General features: G+C 69.2%; 22 protein-coding genes and 1 pseudogene. 12 read left to right on the top strand and 11 right to left on the bottom strand.

All coding sequences use genetic code 11. The features are described 5' to 3' along the window. Positions 1-80 precede the first annotated feature (80 nt). Together ABD901_RS04460 and ABD901_RS04455 are read left to right on the top strand one after the other, a co-directional pair. On the top strand, positions 81-989 hold the full coding sequence (locus tag ABD901_RS04460; protein ID WP_345121506.1) for an MBL fold metallo-hydrolase: 909 nt from the start codon (positions 81-83) through the stop codon (positions 987-989). Positions 990-1,195: 206 nt separating this feature from the next. Then, positions 1,196-1,441 (top strand): hypothetical protein, encoded by a 246-nt coding sequence (locus tag ABD901_RS04455; RefSeq protein WP_345121503.1) that lies wholly within the window; start codon positions 1,196-1,198, stop codon positions 1,439-1,441. Positions 1,442-1,717: 276 nt separating this feature from the next. On the opposite strand, the pseudogene ABD901_RS04450 reads toward ABD901_RS04455, so the two are convergent. Further along, positions 1,718-1,822 (bottom strand): annotated as a pseudogene (locus ABD901_RS04450) (hypothetical protein); the annotation flags it as partial. A gap of 150 nt (positions 1,823-1,972) precedes the next feature. Between ABD901_RS04450 and ABD901_RS04445 the strand changes: the two are divergent. Then, positions 1,973-2,680, top strand: coding sequence for a VIT1/CCC1 transporter family protein (locus ABD901_RS04445; protein ID WP_345121501.1), 708 nt, complete (start codon positions 1,973-1,975; stop codon positions 2,678-2,680). Positions 2,681-2,786: 106 nt separating this feature from the next. Next, positions 2,787-3,572: a class I SAM-dependent DNA methyltransferase gene (locus ABD901_RS04440; RefSeq protein ID WP_345121498.1), complete on the top strand. Its 786-nt coding sequence runs from the start codon at positions 2,787-2,789 to the stop codon at positions 3,570-3,572. Positions 3,573-3,601: 29 nt separating this feature from the next. Here ABD901_RS04440 and ABD901_RS04435 read toward each other — a convergent pair whose 3' ends face one another. Beyond that, on the bottom strand, positions 3,602-4,600 hold the full coding sequence (locus ABD901_RS04435; RefSeq protein ID WP_345121496.1) for a zinc-binding dehydrogenase: 999 nt from the start codon (positions 4,598-4,600) through the stop codon (positions 3,602-3,604). 4 nt (positions 4,601-4,604) lie between these two features. Next, complete coding sequence (locus ABD901_RS04430; protein ID WP_345121493.1) at positions 4,605-5,213, bottom strand: NADPH-dependent F420 reductase; 609 nt, start codon at positions 5,211-5,213, stop codon at positions 4,605-4,607. 159 nt (positions 5,214-5,372) lie between these two features. On the opposite strand from ABD901_RS04430, the gene ABD901_RS04425 reads away from it, so the two are divergent. The 3 genes from ABD901_RS04425 (at position 5,373) to ABD901_RS04415 (ending at position 8,184) form a co-directional block, all read left to right on the top strand. Continuing rightward, positions 5,373-6,593: a serine hydrolase domain-containing protein gene (locus ABD901_RS04425; RefSeq protein WP_345121491.1), complete on the top strand. Its 1,221-nt coding sequence runs from the start codon at positions 5,373-5,375 to the stop codon at positions 6,591-6,593. A gap of 260 nt (positions 6,594-6,853) precedes the next feature. Further along, complete coding sequence (locus ABD901_RS04420; RefSeq protein ID WP_345121489.1) at positions 6,854-7,171, top strand: PadR family transcriptional regulator; 318 nt, start codon at positions 6,854-6,856, stop codon at positions 7,169-7,171. Then, the gene (locus tag ABD901_RS04415) at positions 7,168-8,184 is read left to right on the top strand and encodes a hypothetical protein (protein ID WP_345121487.1); all 1,017 of its coding nucleotides are present in this window, start codon (positions 7,168-7,170) and stop codon (positions 8,182-8,184) included. Before ABD901_RS04420 ends, ABD901_RS04415 begins: the two co-directional genes overlap by 4 nt. Positions 8,185-8,269: 85 nt before the next feature. On the opposite strand, the gene ABD901_RS04410 is transcribed toward ABD901_RS04415, so the two are convergent. Next, entirely contained in the window at positions 8,270-9,259 is a 990-nt protein-coding gene (locus ABD901_RS04410; RefSeq protein ID WP_345121485.1) for a diacylglycerol/lipid kinase family protein, read from the bottom strand. A 426-nt stretch (positions 9,260-9,685) separates the two neighbouring features. Here ABD901_RS04410 and ABD901_RS04405 point away from each other — a divergent pair, with 426 nt between their 5' ends. The 3 genes from ABD901_RS04405 (at position 9,686) to ABD901_RS04395 (ending at position 11,969) form a co-directional block, all read left to right on the top strand. Further along, positions 9,686-10,045 carry a response regulator gene (locus ABD901_RS04405; protein ID WP_345121483.1) on the top strand — a complete coding sequence of 120 codons (360 nt, stop codon included), beginning with the start codon at positions 9,686-9,688 and terminating at the stop codon, positions 10,043-10,045. Between the two features lie 441 nt (positions 10,046-10,486). Next, complete coding sequence (locus ABD901_RS04400; protein WP_345122372.1) at positions 10,487-11,404, top strand: mechanosensitive ion channel family protein; 918 nt, start codon at positions 10,487-10,489, stop codon at positions 11,402-11,404. Positions 11,405-11,621: 217 nt separating this feature from the next. Beyond that, entirely contained in the window at positions 11,622-11,969 is a 348-nt protein-coding gene (locus ABD901_RS04395; protein WP_345121481.1) for a DUF6401 family natural product biosynthesis protein, read from the top strand. A gap of 286 nt (positions 11,970-12,255) precedes the next feature. On the opposite strand, the gene ABD901_RS04390 is transcribed toward ABD901_RS04395, so the two are convergent. Then, a complete protein-coding gene (locus ABD901_RS04390) occupies positions 12,256-12,558 on the bottom strand; it encodes a putative quinol monooxygenase (RefSeq protein ID WP_345121479.1) in 303 nt (100 codons plus the stop codon). Between the two features lie 80 nt (positions 12,559-12,638). Here ABD901_RS04390 and ABD901_RS04385 point away from each other — a divergent pair, with 80 nt between their 5' ends. Together ABD901_RS04385 and ABD901_RS04380 are read left to right on the top strand one after the other, a co-directional pair. Next, complete coding sequence (locus tag ABD901_RS04385) at positions 12,639-13,238, top strand: TetR/AcrR family transcriptional regulator (RefSeq protein WP_345121478.1); 600 nt, start codon at positions 12,639-12,641, stop codon at positions 13,236-13,238. A 213-nt stretch (positions 13,239-13,451) separates the two neighbouring features. Next, positions 13,452-14,078: a hypothetical protein gene (locus ABD901_RS04380; protein ID WP_345121476.1), complete on the top strand. Its 627-nt coding sequence runs from the start codon at positions 13,452-13,454 to the stop codon at positions 14,076-14,078. A gap of 529 nt (positions 14,079-14,607) precedes the next feature. Here the strand turns inward: ABD901_RS04380 and ABD901_RS04375 are convergent. The 6 genes from ABD901_RS04375 to ABD901_RS04350 form a co-directional block, all read right to left on the bottom strand. Further along, positions 14,608-15,126 (bottom strand): hypothetical protein, encoded by a 519-nt coding sequence (locus tag ABD901_RS04375; RefSeq protein ID WP_345121474.1) that lies wholly within the window; start codon positions 15,124-15,126, stop codon positions 14,608-14,610. 149 nt (positions 15,127-15,275) lie between these two features. Then, positions 15,276-16,217: an inositol-3-phosphate synthase gene (locus ABD901_RS04370; protein WP_345121472.1), complete on the bottom strand. Its 942-nt coding sequence runs from the start codon at positions 16,215-16,217 to the stop codon at positions 15,276-15,278. 95 nt (positions 16,218-16,312) lie between these two features. Further along, entirely contained in the window at positions 16,313-16,852 is a 540-nt protein-coding gene (locus ABD901_RS04365) for a nitroreductase family protein (protein ID WP_345121470.1), read from the bottom strand. Between the two features lie 17 nt (positions 16,853-16,869). Further along, positions 16,870-17,181 carry a DUF6092 family protein gene (locus ABD901_RS04360; RefSeq protein WP_345121468.1) on the bottom strand — a complete coding sequence of 104 codons (312 nt, stop codon included), beginning with the start codon at positions 17,179-17,181 and terminating at the stop codon, positions 16,870-16,872. Between the two features lie 90 nt (positions 17,182-17,271). Further along, on the bottom strand, positions 17,272-18,093 hold the full coding sequence (locus ABD901_RS04355) for a carbohydrate ABC transporter permease (protein ID WP_345121466.1): 822 nt from the start codon (positions 18,091-18,093) through the stop codon (positions 17,272-17,274). Next, entirely contained in the window at positions 18,090-18,866 is a 777-nt protein-coding gene (locus ABD901_RS04350) for a carbohydrate ABC transporter permease (RefSeq protein ID WP_345121464.1), read from the bottom strand. The genes ABD901_RS04355 and ABD901_RS04350 overlap by 4 nt, the downstream gene beginning before the upstream one ends. Positions 18,867-18,892 lie beyond the last annotated feature (26 nt).

Below are 18,892 nucleotides of genomic sequence, written 5' to 3'. Positions count from 1 at the left end.
GGGCCTGCACACGCGTCGCGTTGGCCGACCGCGGCGCGGGAGCACCTGATTTGCGCTGTTCACCCAACGGAGCGTCGCTGATGACCGCATTCAAGCCGATGCCGGCGTTCGCGCTTGGACCGGACATCCCGGAGTCCGGGTTCGTCGTGACCGATCTGGGCGGCGGTACCTACGGCGTCACCCAAGGCATGGTCAACACCGTGTTCCTGGAGACCAGCAACGGTGTCGTCCTCGTCGACGCCCCACTGAACCTGGGGGGTGACAGGCTGCTCGCGGCGATCGGGTCGGTCACCTCCAAGCCGGTCACGCATCTCATCTACAGCCACGTGCATGCCGATCACATCGGTGCGGCGCACGAACTCGACCGAAAAGGTCTGCAGATCATCGCCCACGAGACGACGGGTCGATTCATCCAGGAGGCGCGCGACAGCCGCCGTCCGCTGCCGAACGTGACCTTCAGCGGCCCGCACAAGGCGCTGGACATCGACGGGACGCGGTTCGTCCTGGACTACACCGGTGACTGGCATGTGGCGGGCAACCTGTTCATCCACGTCCCCGAGCGGAAGCTCCTGACCGCGATCGACAGCTTCACCGTGAAGAGCCCGCCGTTCTTCCGGCTGGTCTTCGCTGCTCACGTGCCCGCGTACTTCAAGGCCATGGACCAGATGCTCGAATACGACGTCGAGACCGTCGTGACCGGGCACATGGCGCTGTACGGCACGCTCGAGGACGTCGCGACGAACCGCGACTACATCAACGACCTCCGCACGTCCGTGACCGAGGCGATGCGCACGGTCGGGCTGCAGGAGGCGGCCGCCGCCGCCAACGTGCCGGCGAACAACAAACAGGCCGAGCTGAAGGTGTGGATGGAGGCGGTCGTCGCCCGCGCGGCAGAGCTGATGCCATCCTGGGAGGCACGGCTCGGTGGTACCGACATCTTCCTCACCGACAACCTCAACGCGGTGGCGTGGAGCGTCTCCATCGACTGAAATCCCGCCGGCGCGGCCACCTGGCGTCGTGCATGACCGCGGGGGCAAAGGGTGAGGCCGGGTGAGGCCGGCATGGCGGATAACAGGTATCCGAGGGTGCGGAAACCGGCAGCCGGAGAGTGCAGGTGGCGGCGAGGCCATCCCTCATCGGTACGAGAGAACGTGGAATCAACACCCACACCCCACTCCGAACAGGTGATCAGGCCATGACGACCTACACAGTCGACCCGGTGCTGTGCATGGCGCTGTTCGTCTCCGACGCCTCCCAGACGTCCGACCTGGACAACGGCACCATCCGCGACGTCGTCGCGCGCACCCTCGAACAGCTCGGCCCCAACGAGTGCTACGCCCGCGCCGCAGAAGTCTTCGGCGACCGCCCCGAGGTGGCGCTCGGCCGAATCACGTGGGCCCGGGAGCTGTGCTCCCGGGCAATGAGCCTCGCCACCGTCTGACCGGCGACCCGCCAGCGGCGCGGCAAACGGCCGCCCCCCAGTCGGCCACGGCGCGGCGGCACGCCCCGTGGTGACCACCCTCAATGCTCGCCCGCCGGAAGGCGGATGGTGAAGACCGCCCGCCGCCCGGCTGGTTGCGGGCCTCGATGGTGCCGCCGTGGCCGGTGACGACCTCCCGGGCGAGGGCAAGGCCGAGGCTGAAGCGCCGAGGTCGTCGTGGCCCCGGGCGAAGCGGTCGAAGAGGCGCTTCGCGTCGGCCGGGTCGAAGCCGGTGCCGTCGTCGCGGACGATCAGCTGCACGCGCGGCGGGGCGTCCAACCGGTCCAACTCGACGCTGACGTCGCCGCCGTGCTGCGTGTGGCTGAGGGCGTTGTCGACCAGGGCGGTGAGGACCCGGCGCAGGGCCGCCCGGCGCGGCCGGCGTCTACGGTATGTACCGCATCGGCGACTCCGGGGCCAAGGCCGCCTGGACAGGCAACTTCAGCCAGAATGACACTCGTCCCGGGCATGGCTGAGTGGCGAGGAGCAACCGTGGCCAAGCATCCTGGCGAACCGCACGATGCGGGCGTCTCCGGACGGTTGAACTGGCTGCGAGCCGGGGTGCTCGGCGCGAACGACGGCATCGTGTCCACTGCCGGCCTGCTCGCTGGCATGGCCGGAGCGACCACCGCGGTCGCACCGATCGTGGCCGCCGGGGTCGCCGGCATGGCCGCCGGGGCGGTGTCGATGGCGCTGGGTGAGTACGTCTCGGTCAGCAGCCAGCGCGACACCGAGCAGGCGCTGCTGGACACGGAACGCGGCGAGCTGGCCCAGTTCCCCGACCAGGAGCTCGAGGAACTGGCCGCGCTGTACCAGGCGAAAGGTCTGACGCCGGCGACCGCCTGGCAGGTGGCCCGCGAGCTGACCGACAGGGATGCGTTCGCGGCGCACGCCGATGCGGAGCTGCACCTCGACCCGGAGGACCTCACCAATCCCTGGCAGGCCGCCTGGGCATCCGCAGTCGCGTTCACGTCCGGATCGCTGCTGCCCCTGGTGGCCATCCTGCTGCCCCCGGCCAATGTCCGGGTCGGCGTCATGTTCGTCGTCGTCGTCGCCGCGCTCGCCGCAACCGGCCACCTCAGCGCCCGGCTCGGCCGGGCCCGGCCCGGCCGCGCCGTCCTGCGCCTCGTCATCGGCGGAGCGGCGGCGATGGCCGTCACGTACGGCCTCGGCTCCTTGATCGGAACAGCCATCGGCTGAGCCGCTCGACTCGAGGTGCGCTACTGCACCGCGCCACCTGCCGCACGAGCCGCGGACGCTGTGGGCGTGTACCGTGCCGAACCACCACACCGGCGAGGGGACTGCCATGAGTGACGGGGCAACGGCGCCGGCCGAGGCGCGGCGGTGGCCGAACGTGGCCGACGACCAGGATCTGGCCTCGGCCTACGAGCTCATCTACACCGTCGCCGCGGGCAAGGACTATCAACGCGAGGCCTACGACATCACCGACCTGATCCGGCAGCGCAATCCCGCGGCGGACAGCCTCCTCGACGTCGCCTGCGGCACCGGACTGCACCTGTCCCACTTTCGCCACAGCTTCGCGCACGTCGAGGGGCTGGAGCTCGCCGAACCGATGCGCAAAGCCGCCATCGATCGCCTCGAGGGGATCACGGTGCACGCCGGCGACATGCGTGACTTCCGGCTCACCCGCACGTTCAGCGCGGTCACCTGCCTGTTCTCCTCCATCGGCTACACGCGGTCGGTCGAGGAGCTCAACCGGACCGTGGACTGCCTCGCCGCACACCTGGAACCGGGCGGCGTCCTGCTGCTCGAGCCGTGGTTCACGCCGAGCCAATGGATCTCCGGACCCGTTGACATCGGCACGGCCGCCGACGGCCCGCGGCATCTCACCCGGATGTGTGTGTCCCGCCGAACCGGCACGACGTCCACGCTGACCATGCACTACCTGCTCGGTGAGGCGGGCACCGGCATCCGGCACTGGAGCGAGGAGCACACCCTGACGCTGTTCACCGACGAGCAGTACCGCCATGCGATCCGCCAAGCGGGCCTGCGCGACCTGGAGTGGCTTCCCGGTGCGCGCGACCGGCGACCACGCATCAGCGCCGTCAAGCGCCGGCGTGCATGGACGTGAATGCTCCGCCCCTCGGTGCGGCGCCGGGGTCAGTCGAACTCGACAAGCACCGTTCCGGTCTTGCCCGGTCGGACGGCGTGGTCGGCGGCCGCGGCGATGTCGGCCACTGGATAGCGTCCCGCCACGACGAACGCGTTGCCGAGTGCTTCGGCGATCGCGACAGCGGTCGTCACGTCCCAGTCGCGCTGCTCCGGTGACGTGGTTGCGACCCACCGGTTGATCGTCACGCCGCGAACCGTCAATGCGTTGCCCAGCAGCGTTGCGGCATGCAACGCGATCGGCTGCTTGGCGAGGGCTCCGTAGGTGATGAGTGTGCCGCCCGGCGACAACAGGCCGAGCAGGTCGCCGGCCAGCCGTCCGCCGACCGGGTCGAGCGCAGCGGTGAGGGGCCTGCCGGCCACCAGAGTGCGGACGTCGTGCGGCCAGTTCGGCCGCGACGTCGCAACAACCGGCGTTGCCGGGAAACTGTGCTTGAGTCGATCCGCCCCTTCGTCGGTGCGGACAAGGTTGACCAGGGCCATACCGTGGTGTTCAGCGGCGGCGGTCATCAGCCGGCCGACTGACGATCCCGCCGCGCTCTGCAGGAAGACACCGTTGTACCCCGCGGCGCCGGTTGCCTCGACCGCACGCCGCAGCATGACCACGGTCAAGGGATTGACCAGCATCATGGCGGCGACGTCGGTCCCGACACCGTCCGGCACGGGCACCGCGAATTCGCTGGGCACGGTCAGGTACTCGCTCCAGGCACCAGGATGCAGGAAGACCGTCACCCGGCTGCCGACGTCGACGCCGGGTTTGACCACACCGGCGCCGACAGCCTCCACAATTCCGGTCGCCTCGACCCCGGCCACCCGCAGGGCATTGGCGTCAGCAGACTCGATCGCCATCAGGTCACCCGGATGAATCGGAAACGTTGTCACCCGAACGAGAAGCTGCCCCGAGCCGGGACTGGCCGGCTCGCCACCCGACTGCACCCGCAACACATCGGCAGGTGTTCCTGGGGATTCGTACACGACCCGACGTACCATGCGATCACTCCTGGAGGAGGAAGTTCTTGGCGTTGAGGTACCCGTCGAGTTGCAGCAGCTTCCCGCCTTCGCGCAACGGACCGACGTAGATGGGCGCGAACCCGAACTGCGCGGCCATCTCGGCGAACTCGTCGTTCGCGTGCTGGTCGTCGCCGGCGTAGAAGACCGCCTGACGGCCTTCGGCGTGGCGCGGCTCCGCCGCGACGTACGAGCCGTACATGGCGTTGAACGCCTTCACCATCGTCGCGCCGGGCAGGTGGCGCGCGACCCACTCGCTGCCCGTCTCATCGCCGAGCTCGAATCGTCCACCGTAGGGGTTGTATCGCGCGAACTGGTTGGTCGCGTCGACCACGACGCGGCCGCCCCAGTCACCCACCTGGGTGCCGACCTCCGGCACCTTCACGAACGGCACCGCGAGGATGACCACATCCGCCGAGGCGGCGTCCTCCACCGTCGCCGCGGTCGCGAGGCCACCGAGCTGCCCGACAAGACCTGCAAGACTTCCCGGACCCCGGCTGTTACTGATTCGCACCTGGAGACCGGACCTGACCGCGTGCGCGGCGATCGCCTGCCCGATCAGCCCGGCACCGATCACACCGACCGTGCGGAACACGACGTGAACCTCCTCAGTTCTTGCCCTGCAACGCGGGGCGTCGGCCGGCCACCTTCCCTTGCCGAGCCGTGCCCGCGTTGTTGCCACCCAAACGCGGGCTGATCGGTACCGGCCGGTCAGCTACCCTCCGTAGAAACGGGCGAGGCGAGGAGGAGATAGGTGACTACTGGTGGCTTCGCGTCGAAACGGCTGGCTCGGGTGCGGGAGCTGCTCGAGCGTCACGTCCACTCCGGCTTCGTCCCGGGTGTGGTGGCCGCCCTGGCCCGCAATGGCGAGGTGCACATCGAGGCGATGGGCAATCTCGCGTTCGAGGGCGCAGGGTCGACGACGCCGATGGCGGGCGACACGATCTGTCGCCTGGGCTCGATGACGAAGCCGATCGTCGCCGCGTGTGCGATGACGCTCGTCGAGGACTGCACCCTGCGCCTCGACGACCCGGTCGACGACCTGCTCCCGGAGCTGGCGGACATGACCGTGCTCGCCGATCCCAACGGGCCACTGGACGACACCGTTGCGGCGAAACGCGCGATCACACTGCGGGATCTGCTGACCTACACCCTCGGCACCGGCATGGTCCCCGCCTACCCGGGAACGGTTCCGATCGCCGACGCGCTGGACACACTCGGCGAAGCCGGCCCGGCGGCGAACCGGTCGCGCAGCACGCCCCCGGACGAGTGGATGCGCCGGCTCGGCTCGCTTCCGCTCGTCCACCAGCCAGGTGAGCGGTGGATGTACGACACCGCCGGCGAGGTGACGGGCGTGCTCATCGCCCGGGCCACCGGCATGTCCTTCGGGGATGCCCTGCGCGAGCGGATCTGCGATCCCCTCGGGATGAAGGACACCGCCTTCAGCGTGGGTGGCGAGAGCATCGGCCGGTTGGCGACGGCGTACGAGCCCGACAATGCCGCCACCGGTGAGCCGGTCGTCGAGGACGGCCCCGACGGGCACTGGAGCCGGCCGGCGGCGTTCGAAGGAGGTGGCGGCGGGCTCGTCTCGACCGCCGACGACTACCTCGCCTTCGCCACGGCGCTGCTCGCGGGCGGTTCCCACCACGGCGAGCGGGTGCTCTCGCGGCCGTCGGTGACCCTGATGACCAGCGACCACCTGACCCCGACGCAGAAGGCGGTCTCCGGATTCGGGCCGGGGTACTTCGACAATATGGGCTGGGGTTTCGGAATGTCGGTCCGCACCCGCCGCACGCACCTCGGCCCCTCGGTCGGCAGCTACGGGTGGCCCGGCTTCTACGGCACCGCCTGGTACAACGATCCCGCCGAGCACATGACGGCGATCTTCGTCATGCAGCGGGCGCACGCAGGCGACCAGACGCTGCCGATGTGGCACGACCTCTGGACCGCCGTCTACCAGGCGATCGACGACTGACAATTTGGCGGCGACCGCCCAGTCAGTCGGTTCGTTCGGGCAGCGGCACCGGGCTGATCTGGTAGCCCAAGTCGACGAACAGGCGCAGGAGGGCCGCACCGAGGCGGCGGATCAGTGCCATGGCGACCTTCGGGTCGGACGTAGGAGTTCCGGCCCTCAGCGTCTCGGCTGCCGCTGCAGACGGGCTGGAGTACACCTGGAGTGCGCCGGCGGCTGCTCGGGTGATGCACCACCATTCTCTACGTATATAGAGTTGTCCGGTGAATCGAGCCAGACGACCGTCGCCCCAGACCGTGGCCGTGCTGCACGCGCTGGCCGCCGACCCGGCACGCTGGCGCTACGGCTACGAGCTTGGGCAGGAGGTCGGGTTGAAGGCCGGCTCGCTGTACCCGATCCTCATCCGGCTCACCGACCGCGGCCTGCTGGATGCGTCATGGGAGACCGACCCGCCGCAGGGCCGGCCGCCACGACACCTGTACCGGCTGACCGGCGCGGGTGTCGCAATGGCGGCCGAGCTCGCGGCGGTGCCGGCCAAGCCCGCGACCGCGCCGCGCACCGAACTGCGCGGTGCCTGGTGAGCCGCGCGCGCGGCGACGGCGCCGATCGGCTGCTGGCGCTGGTGGCGTGGCTGCTGCCGGCCGGTCGCCGGGACTGGGGCCGGGCGATGCGGGCCGAGTCCGCGGCGATCGAACCCGGCCGCGAACGCTGGGGGCACGCGCTGGGCTGCATGCGGGTCGTGCTGGCGCAGCCGGCCGTGCTACGGACGGTCGGCTACCCGCTGCTGGCCGCGGCGGTACTCGCCGGCGTGCTGCGCTGGTCGGGCGGCATCGGCTACGCGCCGCTGCGCTGGGGCATCATGGGCGCCTTGGCGCTGCTGCTGGGCGTGGCCTGGTGGGGCCGCCGCCCGGGCATGCTGGGCCCGGTCGGCGCCGGCCGCACCGCGCGGGCGGTCCGGGCGGGCGGCGCTTGCCTGGTCGGCGCGCTGGCCGCCGCGTTCGCTTCGACCGCCGGCTCGCACGGCTCGCCCCGGGAGCAGGCGATGGTCGGGCTCCCGGTGTTCGCGCTGGTGCTGACGTGCTGTCTGCTGGGGATCCTGACGGTCACCGCCGAGCGTGCGGGGGTGTCCGGGCCGGCGCTCGGCACCGGGGCGGCGGCCTCGCTCGCGGCCGCCGCCTGGTGGCTGACCACCCAGCTCGTGTTCCCGCCCATGCCGGCCAGCGTCGGCGGCGCGGTGGTCGTGACGGGATTCGGCATCGGGGCGGTGGTGTTCATCGGCGCCCGCCGCGACGACGGGACCCAGGAGACCCTGCTGGCCGCGTTGTGCGTCTCCGTCCTGACCCCGCTGCTGATCTTCGCGCAGGTGCTGGTGCTGTCCGGATACGGCCCGGCTCGGCTGATCCCGAATCTGGTACCGGCGGCGCTTTCCCCGGCAGACAACCTTGCCAACAGCCGAATCGAGGTGCAGGACCCATACGTCGCACTGTTGTTCCTCGCCGGGCTGGCCGCGCTGGTGCTGACCTTCGCGGGCGTCGCCGGCAGGCGGCCTGCCGAACGCCAGGACCTCGACTTCATCAAGGTCCGCGACGAGTGAACCGCCACGCGCTCAAGGACCACCCCGTGATGCCAGGGTCAGGCGTAATACCGAGGACGGTGCTCTGATGGCGCCATCAGGGCGGTCAGTCCTGGTGGAACAGGTGTGCACCCTGGCGCGCGGCAGAGTCGGCGTCCTCGGCAAGGTCAGAGTCGCTGGCCGGCCGCGGCACGCACAGCCACAGCGCGCCGGGCGTCACTTCGACGAGGAGTGTGGTGCCGGTGTCGATGAGGTCACCGTCGAGTTGACGTGGCTGCGGCCGGTCACTCACCACCTCGACCTTGACACCGCGGAAGACCTCCATCGACGGCACTCGGCCCTTGCGCCGAAGGACTCCCCAAGCCAGCGCCACCCAGTTGCGCAAGGTCCGCGGCGTGAGCACGGCGATGTCGAGCACCCCATCATCGGGGACGGCCTCGCGCAGCAGCCGTACGCCGCACTGGAGACGGCCCACGTTCGCGATGAGCACGGTGCGGGCCCGCCGGCGCATCGGCGCGCCGTCGTCGATGCGGATCGTCACCCGCATCGGTCGGTCCTTGAGATGCCGTACGGCGCCGAGCACGTATGCCAACCAGCCGATACGAGCCTTCGCCCGGTCGGAGGTCGCGTCCAACATGTGTGCGTCGAAGCCCATGCCCGCCATGACGGCGAAGTGCCGGCCGTCGACGACACCGACGTCGAGGCGGCGCAGGCCGCCTTCCGCAGCCACCTGGAGACCGGCGGCCAGATCGGTGGAGAGGCCCAGGTTCGCGGCGAGCAGATTCCCCGTACCAGCCGGCAGGATCGCCATGGAAGCGTCGACGCCGACCATCGCCGACACTGCGGACGTGACGGTACCATCGCCGCCGCAAACGAAGACCACTTCGGCGCCGGACTCGACCGCCGCGCGGGTCTGCCCGCGGCCGGGGTCGGTCGGGGTTGTCTCGAACCACCGTGGCGCCGGCCAACCGGCGTGCGACAGCGCGTCGTCCACCGTCCGGCGCAGCGACTCGACATCATCGACCTTCGCCGGGTTGATGACAACCGCTGAGCGGGGCGCTCGGTTCGCACGTCGTGGACCGGTCGTGACCGTCATCGTGACAACCCTGCTTTCAGCCCTGGGGCGACCCGGGCAGATGGCTGGCATTCGCGAACGGCTGCACTCCTGCTGCCGCGGTCGGCCAGGATGCGACACGAACCGCAAACCAGAGATCGCGCGCTTCCGCGCGGAACCCCATCGTCCGATCGGCATACTGTTGATCGAACGCCATCACCACTCCAGCTGGACGTCGGACGCGTTGTAGATACCCGGCCTGCACGACGCCTAACCCCGATTGACCGGTCGCAAGCGCCGCCGCTTCGGCTGGTAGTCCACCTCGAGCCGGTCCTGTAACGAGCGACCTCGTCCCGCGGAGCGGACGCCGCCCGGGCTCGCTGACCGGCCGCGGCCCTACGAGGACGCATGCGCCAGGAACCTACGGGTCGCACGCAACGCCAGCCCCGAGATGGCACAGTCGAAGGTATGGAGATTCGTTGCGTTATCGTCGACGACTCTGAACAGTTCCGGTTCAGCGCCCGGCGCCTGCTGTCGGCTCAAGGCATCTCGGTCCTCGCCGATGCGGCCGACAGTCGACAGGCGCTCCGCGTCGTGGACGAACGACATCCGGATGTGGTGCTGGTTGACGTTCACCTCGGCGTCGAGAACGGCTTCGACCTGGCCGAGCGCGTCCGTTCCAGCATCGTGATCATGATGTCGGCGAGTGTCACGCCGGACGAGGTTGAGCATTTGATGCCGCACTCTCCCGCGATTGGCTTTCTGCCCAAAAACGAGTTGTCAGCCGATGCGATCAAGAGAATCTTGAGCCAGCGCGATCGTGGATGACGAGCCGAGCTTCTGCGTGCCATCGTCGACCGGCCGCTGTCTACGCCGCTGGCAGCGAATTCGGCGCCGGCCATCGCGTCCACGCTGGGCGCGCGGCATGCTGGTACTACTTCGCCCCCGGTGACACCCCGGCCCGGCCGATGCCGTGAGGATCAGCGGCACCGGCTGGCGAGCCGCCGGCGTGCCCTGGCACGGCGGCGGGCCCGGTTTCCGACAGCAATCAGCCGCCGGTAAGGCGGTCGCGGAGCGTCAGATTGCACTCCGCCGAGGGCGACACGGCCCACGAACAACGATCGCCGACCCTCGGCGATCAGCACGACACATCATGTGCTGCGGTTTCGGGTGCTCCGGGTGACGGACTGGTGTGGTGATTTGTGGTTTTCGGGTGATTGATCGGGTATATGGGTTAGCCCTCTCAGTGGCCACAAATGAGGAGTCATGATGTCCGAATACCTCGCCATGCGGAGCGTGGACATCGGCAGCCCGCTCAGCAACATGCTTCGGTCCGCGGCTGCCTTCCTTCCTCGGGCGATCGCGTTCATTGTCGTCCTGATCGTCGGGTACCTGGTGGCTCGCCTGCTGCGCGCGGCGGTCGACAAGTTGCTGGAGCGCGTCGGCTTCGACCGGCTCGTGGAGCGCGGCGGCCTCAAGACGGCGCTTGCGCGGTCCCGCTACGACGCCTCCGGCATCATCGCTCAGCTCGTCTTCTACGCGGTGCTGCTGATCACCCTGCGGATAGCGTTCGACATCTGGGGCCCGAATGCCGTTTCCACGCTCATCACGGCTGTAATCGCCTGGCTGCCGCGGCTCTTTGTCGCGATCCTGATCGTCGTGGTCGCCGCGGCGATCGCCTCCGCGGTGAGAGACGTCGCGTCCACAGCATTGGGGGGACTCTCCTACGGTCGCGCGGTGGCGAACATCGCCTTCGTGTTCATCCTCGGCATCGGCGTCATCGCCGCGCTCAACCAGATCGGGGTGGCGACCACTGTCACGACCCCGGTGCTGATCGCGGTTCTCGCCACTGTGGGCGGCATCTTGATCGTCGGCGTCGGCGGTGGGCTGGTGAAGCCGATGCAGGCGCGCTGGGACAGGTGGCTGGACCGGGCGGAGACAGAGTCGGCCCGCCGCTCCGAACTCCCGAAGGCGTACGCGGCCGGCCAGAGCGACGCCGAGCGGCTGATGGCAGAAAAGCAGCAGCCCGCAGCCGAGCCGGTCGCCGCCGGCCAGCAAGCCTCTTCGGCGTACCGCGACCAGCCTGTCGGCCAGCGCGCCCGCCCGCCGTCGGCACCGTCAGCGGCGGACGACGACACGCGGGCCGTGCCTCCGCAGACCGGTCAACCGCCCCCGGCGACCCGGTAGCGCGGGTGCCCGACCGCGGCGGTGGTTGCGGCCCTCCCGGGCCGTGCCACCGCCGTCCAGGTTGAGCGGCAACCCGGCATTCCGGGTTGCCGGGTCCGGCGGATCGTTTTGGACTCGCCCGTTCGGCCAGCCGGTCGACAGCCGAACGGTCATGATGCCGGTAAAGGAGTGGTTGCGGCCTTTTCGCCCCGGTACGACCTCTCTATGGTCGTACTTCATGAACATTCCCGCCTCGAACCTGGACGCCGGCCGCATGACCGCGCAGGGGTTGCTTGATCGCCTCCACCGACGGATCGGCGCCGCCGGCCTTGCGGCGGCAGCTGTGATTCCCAGCCTGTCGGCGCAGGTCGACCAGCACGCAGCCGAGGTGCGGGACCTGCTCGGCGTCCGCGGCCGTCGGCCGACGCTCGCAGCGTTGGCCAGCTACGCCGACGGACTCCTGGACGGGGCGACCGACCGCGGATGGCAGGCGCCGCAGCACGATCTGGCGGGCTGGGTCGGCGCGGACGGTGTAACGGTCCGGCTCGTGGCGCTGTGCGGCTTGGCCGACAGCGCCATGGCGTAGGCAGAAGCAGCTTCTACACCCGTCACCGCGCCGCCGAAAGCGTACGTCTCGGCGTTCGGACCGAAAGCGCTCGATCTCGCCGGCCGGATCGGCGACGGCTACATCGCGGTTTCCCCGCGGCAGGACCTCGTCAACGGCTCCGCAAGGCAGGCAGCGGCGACAAGCCGGTACAAGACGGCTTCAAGCCTGCTACGCGCAGACCGAAGACGAAGCCGCCCAGACGACGCACCGACTGTGACGCACGTCTGGCGTCCCAGGAAAGAGGCGGTATCGACCGTCTGCGTGCTCACTCGCCGGGGACGAGGCTGGCGACGACGTCGATGCGCTGCACGGTGGGCGGCCCGGTGAACAACTCCTCGCCCGCCTTGAGCAGCGCACCGAGGTTGGCGTCCAGGTGAGCCTGGCGGTCCTCGTCGTTGGCGAACGCGTCGTAGATGGCGAAGGTCGTCGGCCCGAGCCGCAGCCCGAACCACACGACCGCCTTGCCCTCGGCGCGGACGATCTCCACCACCGACCCCAGCCGTGCGGCGAACTCATCCGCCCGGTCCGGCTTGGCCTCGATGCTCACCAGCAGTCCTACGTTGACCATGTACGCTCCCCAGACTTCTGTAGTGATCGCTCTAGAAGGACCGTACCAAAGCTTTGTAGCGATCGCTATAGAATGGCGTCATGACGATGGGCCGCCCTCGGTCGTTCGACCGCGACGAGGCACTGGAGCGGGCGATGGTCGTATTCTGGGAGCACGGCTACGACGCGACGTCGATCGCCATGCTCACCACGGCGGTCGGCATAGGGGCGCCGAGCCTCTACGCCGCCTTCCGGGACAAGCGGTCGCTGTTCATCGAGGCCCTCGAGCGGTACATGCGCACCTACGCGGCGTTCATCGAGCGCGCGCTGACCGAGGAGCCGAGCGCCCGCGCCGCCGTCGAACGCCTGCTGCGCGACGCCGCGGCCGCCTACACCCGGGCCGACCGCCCGCACGGCTGCCTGCTCATCAGCGCCGCGACCAACTGCTCTCCGCAGTCCGCCGATATCGCGGCCCACCTACGCGATCAGCGAGCGGCCGGCGCACGCGCCCTCGAATCCAGGATCGCCGGCGACGTACGAACCGGGGAACTCCCGGCCGACACCGACCCCCGCACTCTGGCGACCTTCTACGGCGCCGTCCTGCAGGGCATGTCGGCCCAGGCCCGCGACGGCGCCACCACCGGCGACCTGCACCGCATCGCCGAACACGCGCTGCTCGCCTGGCCGGACCGGGCGCGGTAGAGCGGGACACCCTTGCTCCGTGGTCATCGTCGGGCGACGCCCTTTGATCAGCATCGGTAGGCTACGGCCGTGCGATTGTTGGTGACCGGGGGCGCTGGCGCTCACGACGGCGGTTTCCGGAGCGCCGGCCTGGTCTCTCACGACTCTGCCGACTGCACTCGGCCCGACGCAAATCAGCGGCGACCATTGATCTTCCCGGTTAACCTGCAGCCCGTGACGACTTATGAGCCGGATTGGTGGTCGATGCTGCGGGCGCTGGACGAGCCGATCGAGCCGCCGAACATCCGGCTGGAGTCGATGCTCCGGCCGGTGGATGAGCAGGCGGCACCAGGTCAGTACGTCCTGGTGGAGTCGGAAGCTGTGGCGCAGCTTGAGCAGCTCGCGCCTCCGCCTGGCGAAGGCGACGGGTTGGAAGTGCCGCGGGACTTTGACTACGCCGCCGCTCGGGCCAGGTTCGCCCGGCTCGTTGAGCGGCTGAGCGAGGTCTACGGCTGCCCGTGCGACCCGGGGCACCCGCAGGACTCCGCATGTTTCGGCAGCATCCGAGTTCCGGCCGAAGCCACCCGAACGCGCACCAAGCGCACTCGGATCCCGTTGTCGGTCGCGGTGTTGGTCAGCAACTTCGGTGCTCTCGCCACCTATAAGCCGTCCATCCAGGGGGACCAGGTAGCGCCCGTGCATCCCGACGACCGGCAACGGATCGAGGAGGCCCTCACCGGACTCGGCTACCTCGTCGTGCCGGACCACGTGCTCGCCACGCCGTACGACGGCCCAAACCGCTGGGTCTTCGGCGGTATCGCCAACGCGACCTGGTTTACCCGATTCTTCGACTACCTCTGAACAAGCCCAGATGGAGACGCGCCTTGCGGCGCGCAGGACTGATGCCCGGGCCAGGCATCCGGGTCTGCCCGCGACCCGCGCTGCGGACCGATGCGTGGCGCGGGTGGTCAGGTTGTTCGTCGACCACCACCACGCCCGTGTGCGCGCAGCGCCGGCGTGGCAAGCACTCTAACTGCCGGTCGGTGCAGATGCCGCAGCCGGTGGCGCGATGGCGATTCGGGATGTCTGCGTGGCGAGCCTGCGGATTGCACGTTCGGCAAGCAGCAGCGGGATGATGCCAAAGGCGCCGAATGAGATGTCGATGAGCTGCCACTACCACGGGATCCCGCGGATGCTACCGGCGATCAGGGCGAGGGGGACGACGGCACTTCTGGCACAGACGTCGTCACTGCGCACCACCATGAATGAACAGGCACGTTCGCGCCCGCGTGGTGCCCTGTCCAAGACGGCTGAAATCCGACCCATCTCTGGACGGGCGAATGTCGACCCTCGCCTGTCCAGTTGCTGGGAGGGCGATCATCGTGGCGTATCAGGCGCGGAGCGGAGTCGGGGACGGCCATGGCGAGAAGCTCGGACCGATCGACGGGGTCAGCTTCGTCGCGTAGGCCTCGACGTCCCAGGAGGTGATGGTGTCGGCCCGGTCGAGAGCCACGGTGAACGGACCGAGGTCGACGAGGCCAACCGTGGCCGAATCGGCCGGGAAGAACACCATCAGGAACCGCCACCGACCGTCGCAGGTCCAGGCGTCCCTGAAGGACATGCTGATGGCGGTCACGCGCACCTTGAGAATGTCCGAGCCGGTGCACCGCCCGCGGAGATGAATCTGCCAACCTTCGCGGATCGAGACCTCGACGTGCGGCTCGCCGTACTCCGTCGAGTTCCACGCGCCGACCAGTCGGTCTTGGCGGGACAGCACCTCCCCGTCCCCGTCGAAGGGCGCCATCCCGAGCGGCGGCGGCGGCGCGGGACTCGGGCTCGCCGAGCTAGCGCAGGCGGCCAGCCCGAAGGCCGCGACCAGCACCACCAACAGGACCGCCGGCCTCCTCATAGAACCAGCGATCCGCTGCCCCGCCGACGTCAGGCACTGCGCCAACGAGGGCGACCGCGTCGATGATCTCGGCTGGGTGCACCGGGTCGCGGATCGCCTCGCACCGGCCCTGGGACTCGTCCAGTCCCAGGATGCTCGAGTCGGCGAGATCAGGCCGAGGTCCCGGGTGGAGACTTCAGGTGCGCCGCCGCTTCGGCCGGATAGCCACCACGGCCCGACCGGAGGGCGGTGGCAGCCACGCGGATCAGGTCGATGTTGACACCGGCGGCGCCGCTCGGGTCGTGGACCTGCAGCCGGATGTCCAGACTCACCGCCGTTTCGGCCCATCCCTGGGCCTCGATGTTGAGGTGGGCGATCTTCTGCGATTTCAGGTGCGGCAGGTAACCGAGGGGCGCCAGCTGGACCTTTTCGGAGCCCAGAGCATTCATCTTGGACTGCTTCTTGCTGGCCGGGTTCTCGGCCAGATTGCGGAAGTCTTCGGTACCCCCCAAATTGACCTGATAGGAGCTCACCAGGGTCAAACCGCGCTCCTCCAGCAGCCGCAGCAGGGTTTTGTGCACGACGGAGCTGCCGAACTGACTGGCCAGGTCATCGCCGATCAGCGGTAGACCTGCTTCCTCGAAGCGTTTGAGCAGCGAGAAATCGCGCGCGATCGGGTCCGCGGTGGTGTTGACGAACGCCACGCCCGCCAGCAGAGCAGCCTCCGCGTACGCCCGAGCAATATCCGGCCGGCCACTCGGCGCGGAGTACAGCAGCACCTCGGCACCTTCCAGCGCCTCCGCCACCCGCCGGATCCCGGTCGAGTCCGTGAGCCCGTCCCGCACGACCACGCCAGACGGAGGAAGTTCTGCGTCGAGGCGGGGGAAATTGTTCGGCGGCGCGAAGATCGCTTGGTGCAGATCCTTGCCGACCTTGCCCTCGGAGAGGGCAAAGGCCACAACGAAGTCGATATTCTCAACGCCCAGCCCGTTCAGCTGGGGCTGATGGATGCCGACCAAGCTGCCGGTGCTGCGGTAGAAATTGATTCCCTGCACCAGCGCTGACGTGTTGTTGCCCACGCCGACGACGGCGACCTTCGCGTTTTCGATCACGGCACGAGGTTACCGTTCTACGCCCACAAGCCGGGTACGCCCTAGACCCGCCGTCCAGCCGGGCATCGTGCCGCAGTACCGCAGTGGTTCACGGCTCACGAGCCGGCCACTGTGTTCGCATTTCTGTCCAGGCGGCCCCAGTAGCTGAGGTCGCGCCAGGTGAGCCGCCGGTGCGGGCCCACCGGCGACGGTTGCGTGGAAGCCGCGTGGCCGAGGCACACAACCAATTCGGGGCTCCACCGGGCGGGCAGGTTGAGGACTGTGCTGACGGCGGCTTTGCTGAACGAGGTGACCGGTCCGGACCCGAGGTCGAGCGCGTGCGCGGCCAGCAGCATCGTCTGCGCGGCGGTGCCGACGTCGATGAGGAGACCGCTGCTCGTCGCCGGCAAGCCGTACTCCACGGCGCGGGCCACGTCGATGCAGATGACGACCGCCGCCGCCGGGTGTTGGAGCATGCCGGGCGAGACCATGCGCAGCACGCGCAGCGTCGCGGCATCGTCGATCACGACGAGGCGCTGCAGGCGCCGGTTGCCCGCGTTCGGGGCGTGTGCGGCGGCGTCCAGGATCCGCTCCAACTGGTCACGCGGGACCGGCTCACTCGTCATGGCACGCACGGTTCGACGCGTCCTGATCACCTCGAGCGCATCGCGGCTCACTGGGCGGCCCGATCGATGCCGTACCGCGTGACGAGGTGCTCTGCGAGGACGCGGCACATGGTGTCCAGCGTGGCCGCGTACCCGTCGGGGTCGGCCGAACGCGTCGCCGTCTGAGGCACGCGCTGGATCGGGCCCTCCAGCAGCGAGCGCATCTCGGGCGACACCCGAGGCGCCATGTAGCCGGCGAGCCGCTGTGCAGCGGTCAGCAGCCGCAGCGGACCGTACTCCGCGGCCTCGTCGAGCTGGGTCCGGGCGGCGGTGACGAGATAGGTGAGCAGCTCGAGCGCCTCATCCTCGGTGAGCACCATCGTCGTTCCCCTCGGTCACCCTGAACAACCCCCGTCCGACAGCACCGGGCGAGCTACCCACCAGATTCCCAGCTACACCCCTGGTCAGCGCTACTTGACCGCGCCCATGGTCAAACCCGACGACAGCAGCCGCAGGCTGGCCACGTACACCACGAGCACCGGCACCGCGGAGACGACCGCGAACGCCATCATCGCCGGCCAGTCGGCCCCGTAGGCGCCGGCCTGCACCGCGATCAGTGACGACAGTGGGTACTTCTCGGGCGAAAGCATGAACGTAATGCCATAGAGGAACTCGCCCCACGAGACGAGGAAGATCACCGAGGACACGGTGAGCATCCCGTTGCGGGCCAGCGGCAGCGCCACCGACGAGAACGTGCGGATCGTGGAGGCGCCGTCGACGCGTGCGGCCTCCTCGATCGCGGTCGGTATCTGCCCGAAGAACGGCCGCAGCAGCAGGATCGCCCAGGGGAGGAACATTGTCGCGTCCGCGAGCACGAGGCCGAACGTGGTATCGAGGAGACCCCACTTCGACAGCAGCCAGAACAGCGGGATGAGGTTCGCGGCCTGCGGCACCATCTGCAGGACGACGAGCAGTGTGAGCGCCGGCACGACGATCGCGCTCCGCGTTCTGGCGAGCGCATACGCGGCGGGCGTCGCGAACGCGAGGCACATGATCGTCGTGCCGATCGCCACGATCGCCGACTGGCGAACCGCGGCACCGAGCGCCGGATCAGCGATCGCGGCGCGATACGCCTCGAGCGTCGGGTGGAACACGATCGAGGCCTGGCTCGACAGCACCTCGCCCTGGCTCTTGAGAGACGTGAGGACAATCCACAGCAGCGGAAGCCCGTAGAGCACATAGAGCACGGAGCGGAACGAGAAGGCGATTGGCTCGCGGCGGCGGCGGATCATGCCTCCCCCTCGGTTCGGCGGACGTCGCGGGAGTAGATCAGCGCAAGCACGACGACAACGGCGAGCGCGATGAGCGCCGTGGCGGCTCCCCGTCCGTAGTCGAGCGTCAGGAACGCCTCGGAGTAGGCAAGGAACGGCAGCGTCGTGGATGCCGTTCCCGGTCCGCCGGACGTCATGACGTAGATGAAGTCGAAGCTGCGGAAGGCGTACACGATCGTCAGGATCGTGAGGACGGTCGCGGCGGTGCGGCCCGCGGGCACCAGGACATGCCATACCCGCTTCCAGGGCCGCGCCCCGTCGAGCTCCGCGGCCTCGAGCACCTGCGGGTCGACGCCGAGCAACGCCGCGCGCAGCACGAGCGCGTTGAACGGCACGACCGCCCAGGCATTGACCAGCGCGACCGACCACAGGGCGAAGTCGGAGTCGTAGAGGAACCCCAGCCCGTGGCCGCCAAAGGCGCGAAGGATCTGGTTGACCAGGCCCTGGTCGGCCAGGAGGAACTTCCAGATCGACCCGTTGACGACCGGCGGCAACGCCCAGACGAACACCATCAGACCGAGCAGGAACGAGCCGCCGCGGGTCGAGGACAAGACGGCGACCGCGACCATGAAGCCGCCGACCATCCCGATCACGGTCACGATGAGGACGAACGCCAACGTGTTGACCACGACCTGACCGAAGTCGGGCTCGCGCAGCATCGCCGCGTAGTTGTCGGTACCGACGAAGTCCCACTTGGAGTTCAGGGTCGACGCGCTCACTGCGTGCAGGCTCATGCTGCCGAGCTGTAGGAGCGGCCAGA

The sequence above is a fragment of the Dactylosporangium darangshiense genome (assembly GCF_039537565.1).
Taxonomy (GTDB): domain Bacteria; phylum Actinomycetota; class Actinomycetes; order Mycobacteriales; family Micromonosporaceae; genus Dactylosporangium; species Dactylosporangium darangshiense.
This window is presented reverse-complemented; position numbering and strand designations above follow the sequence as displayed.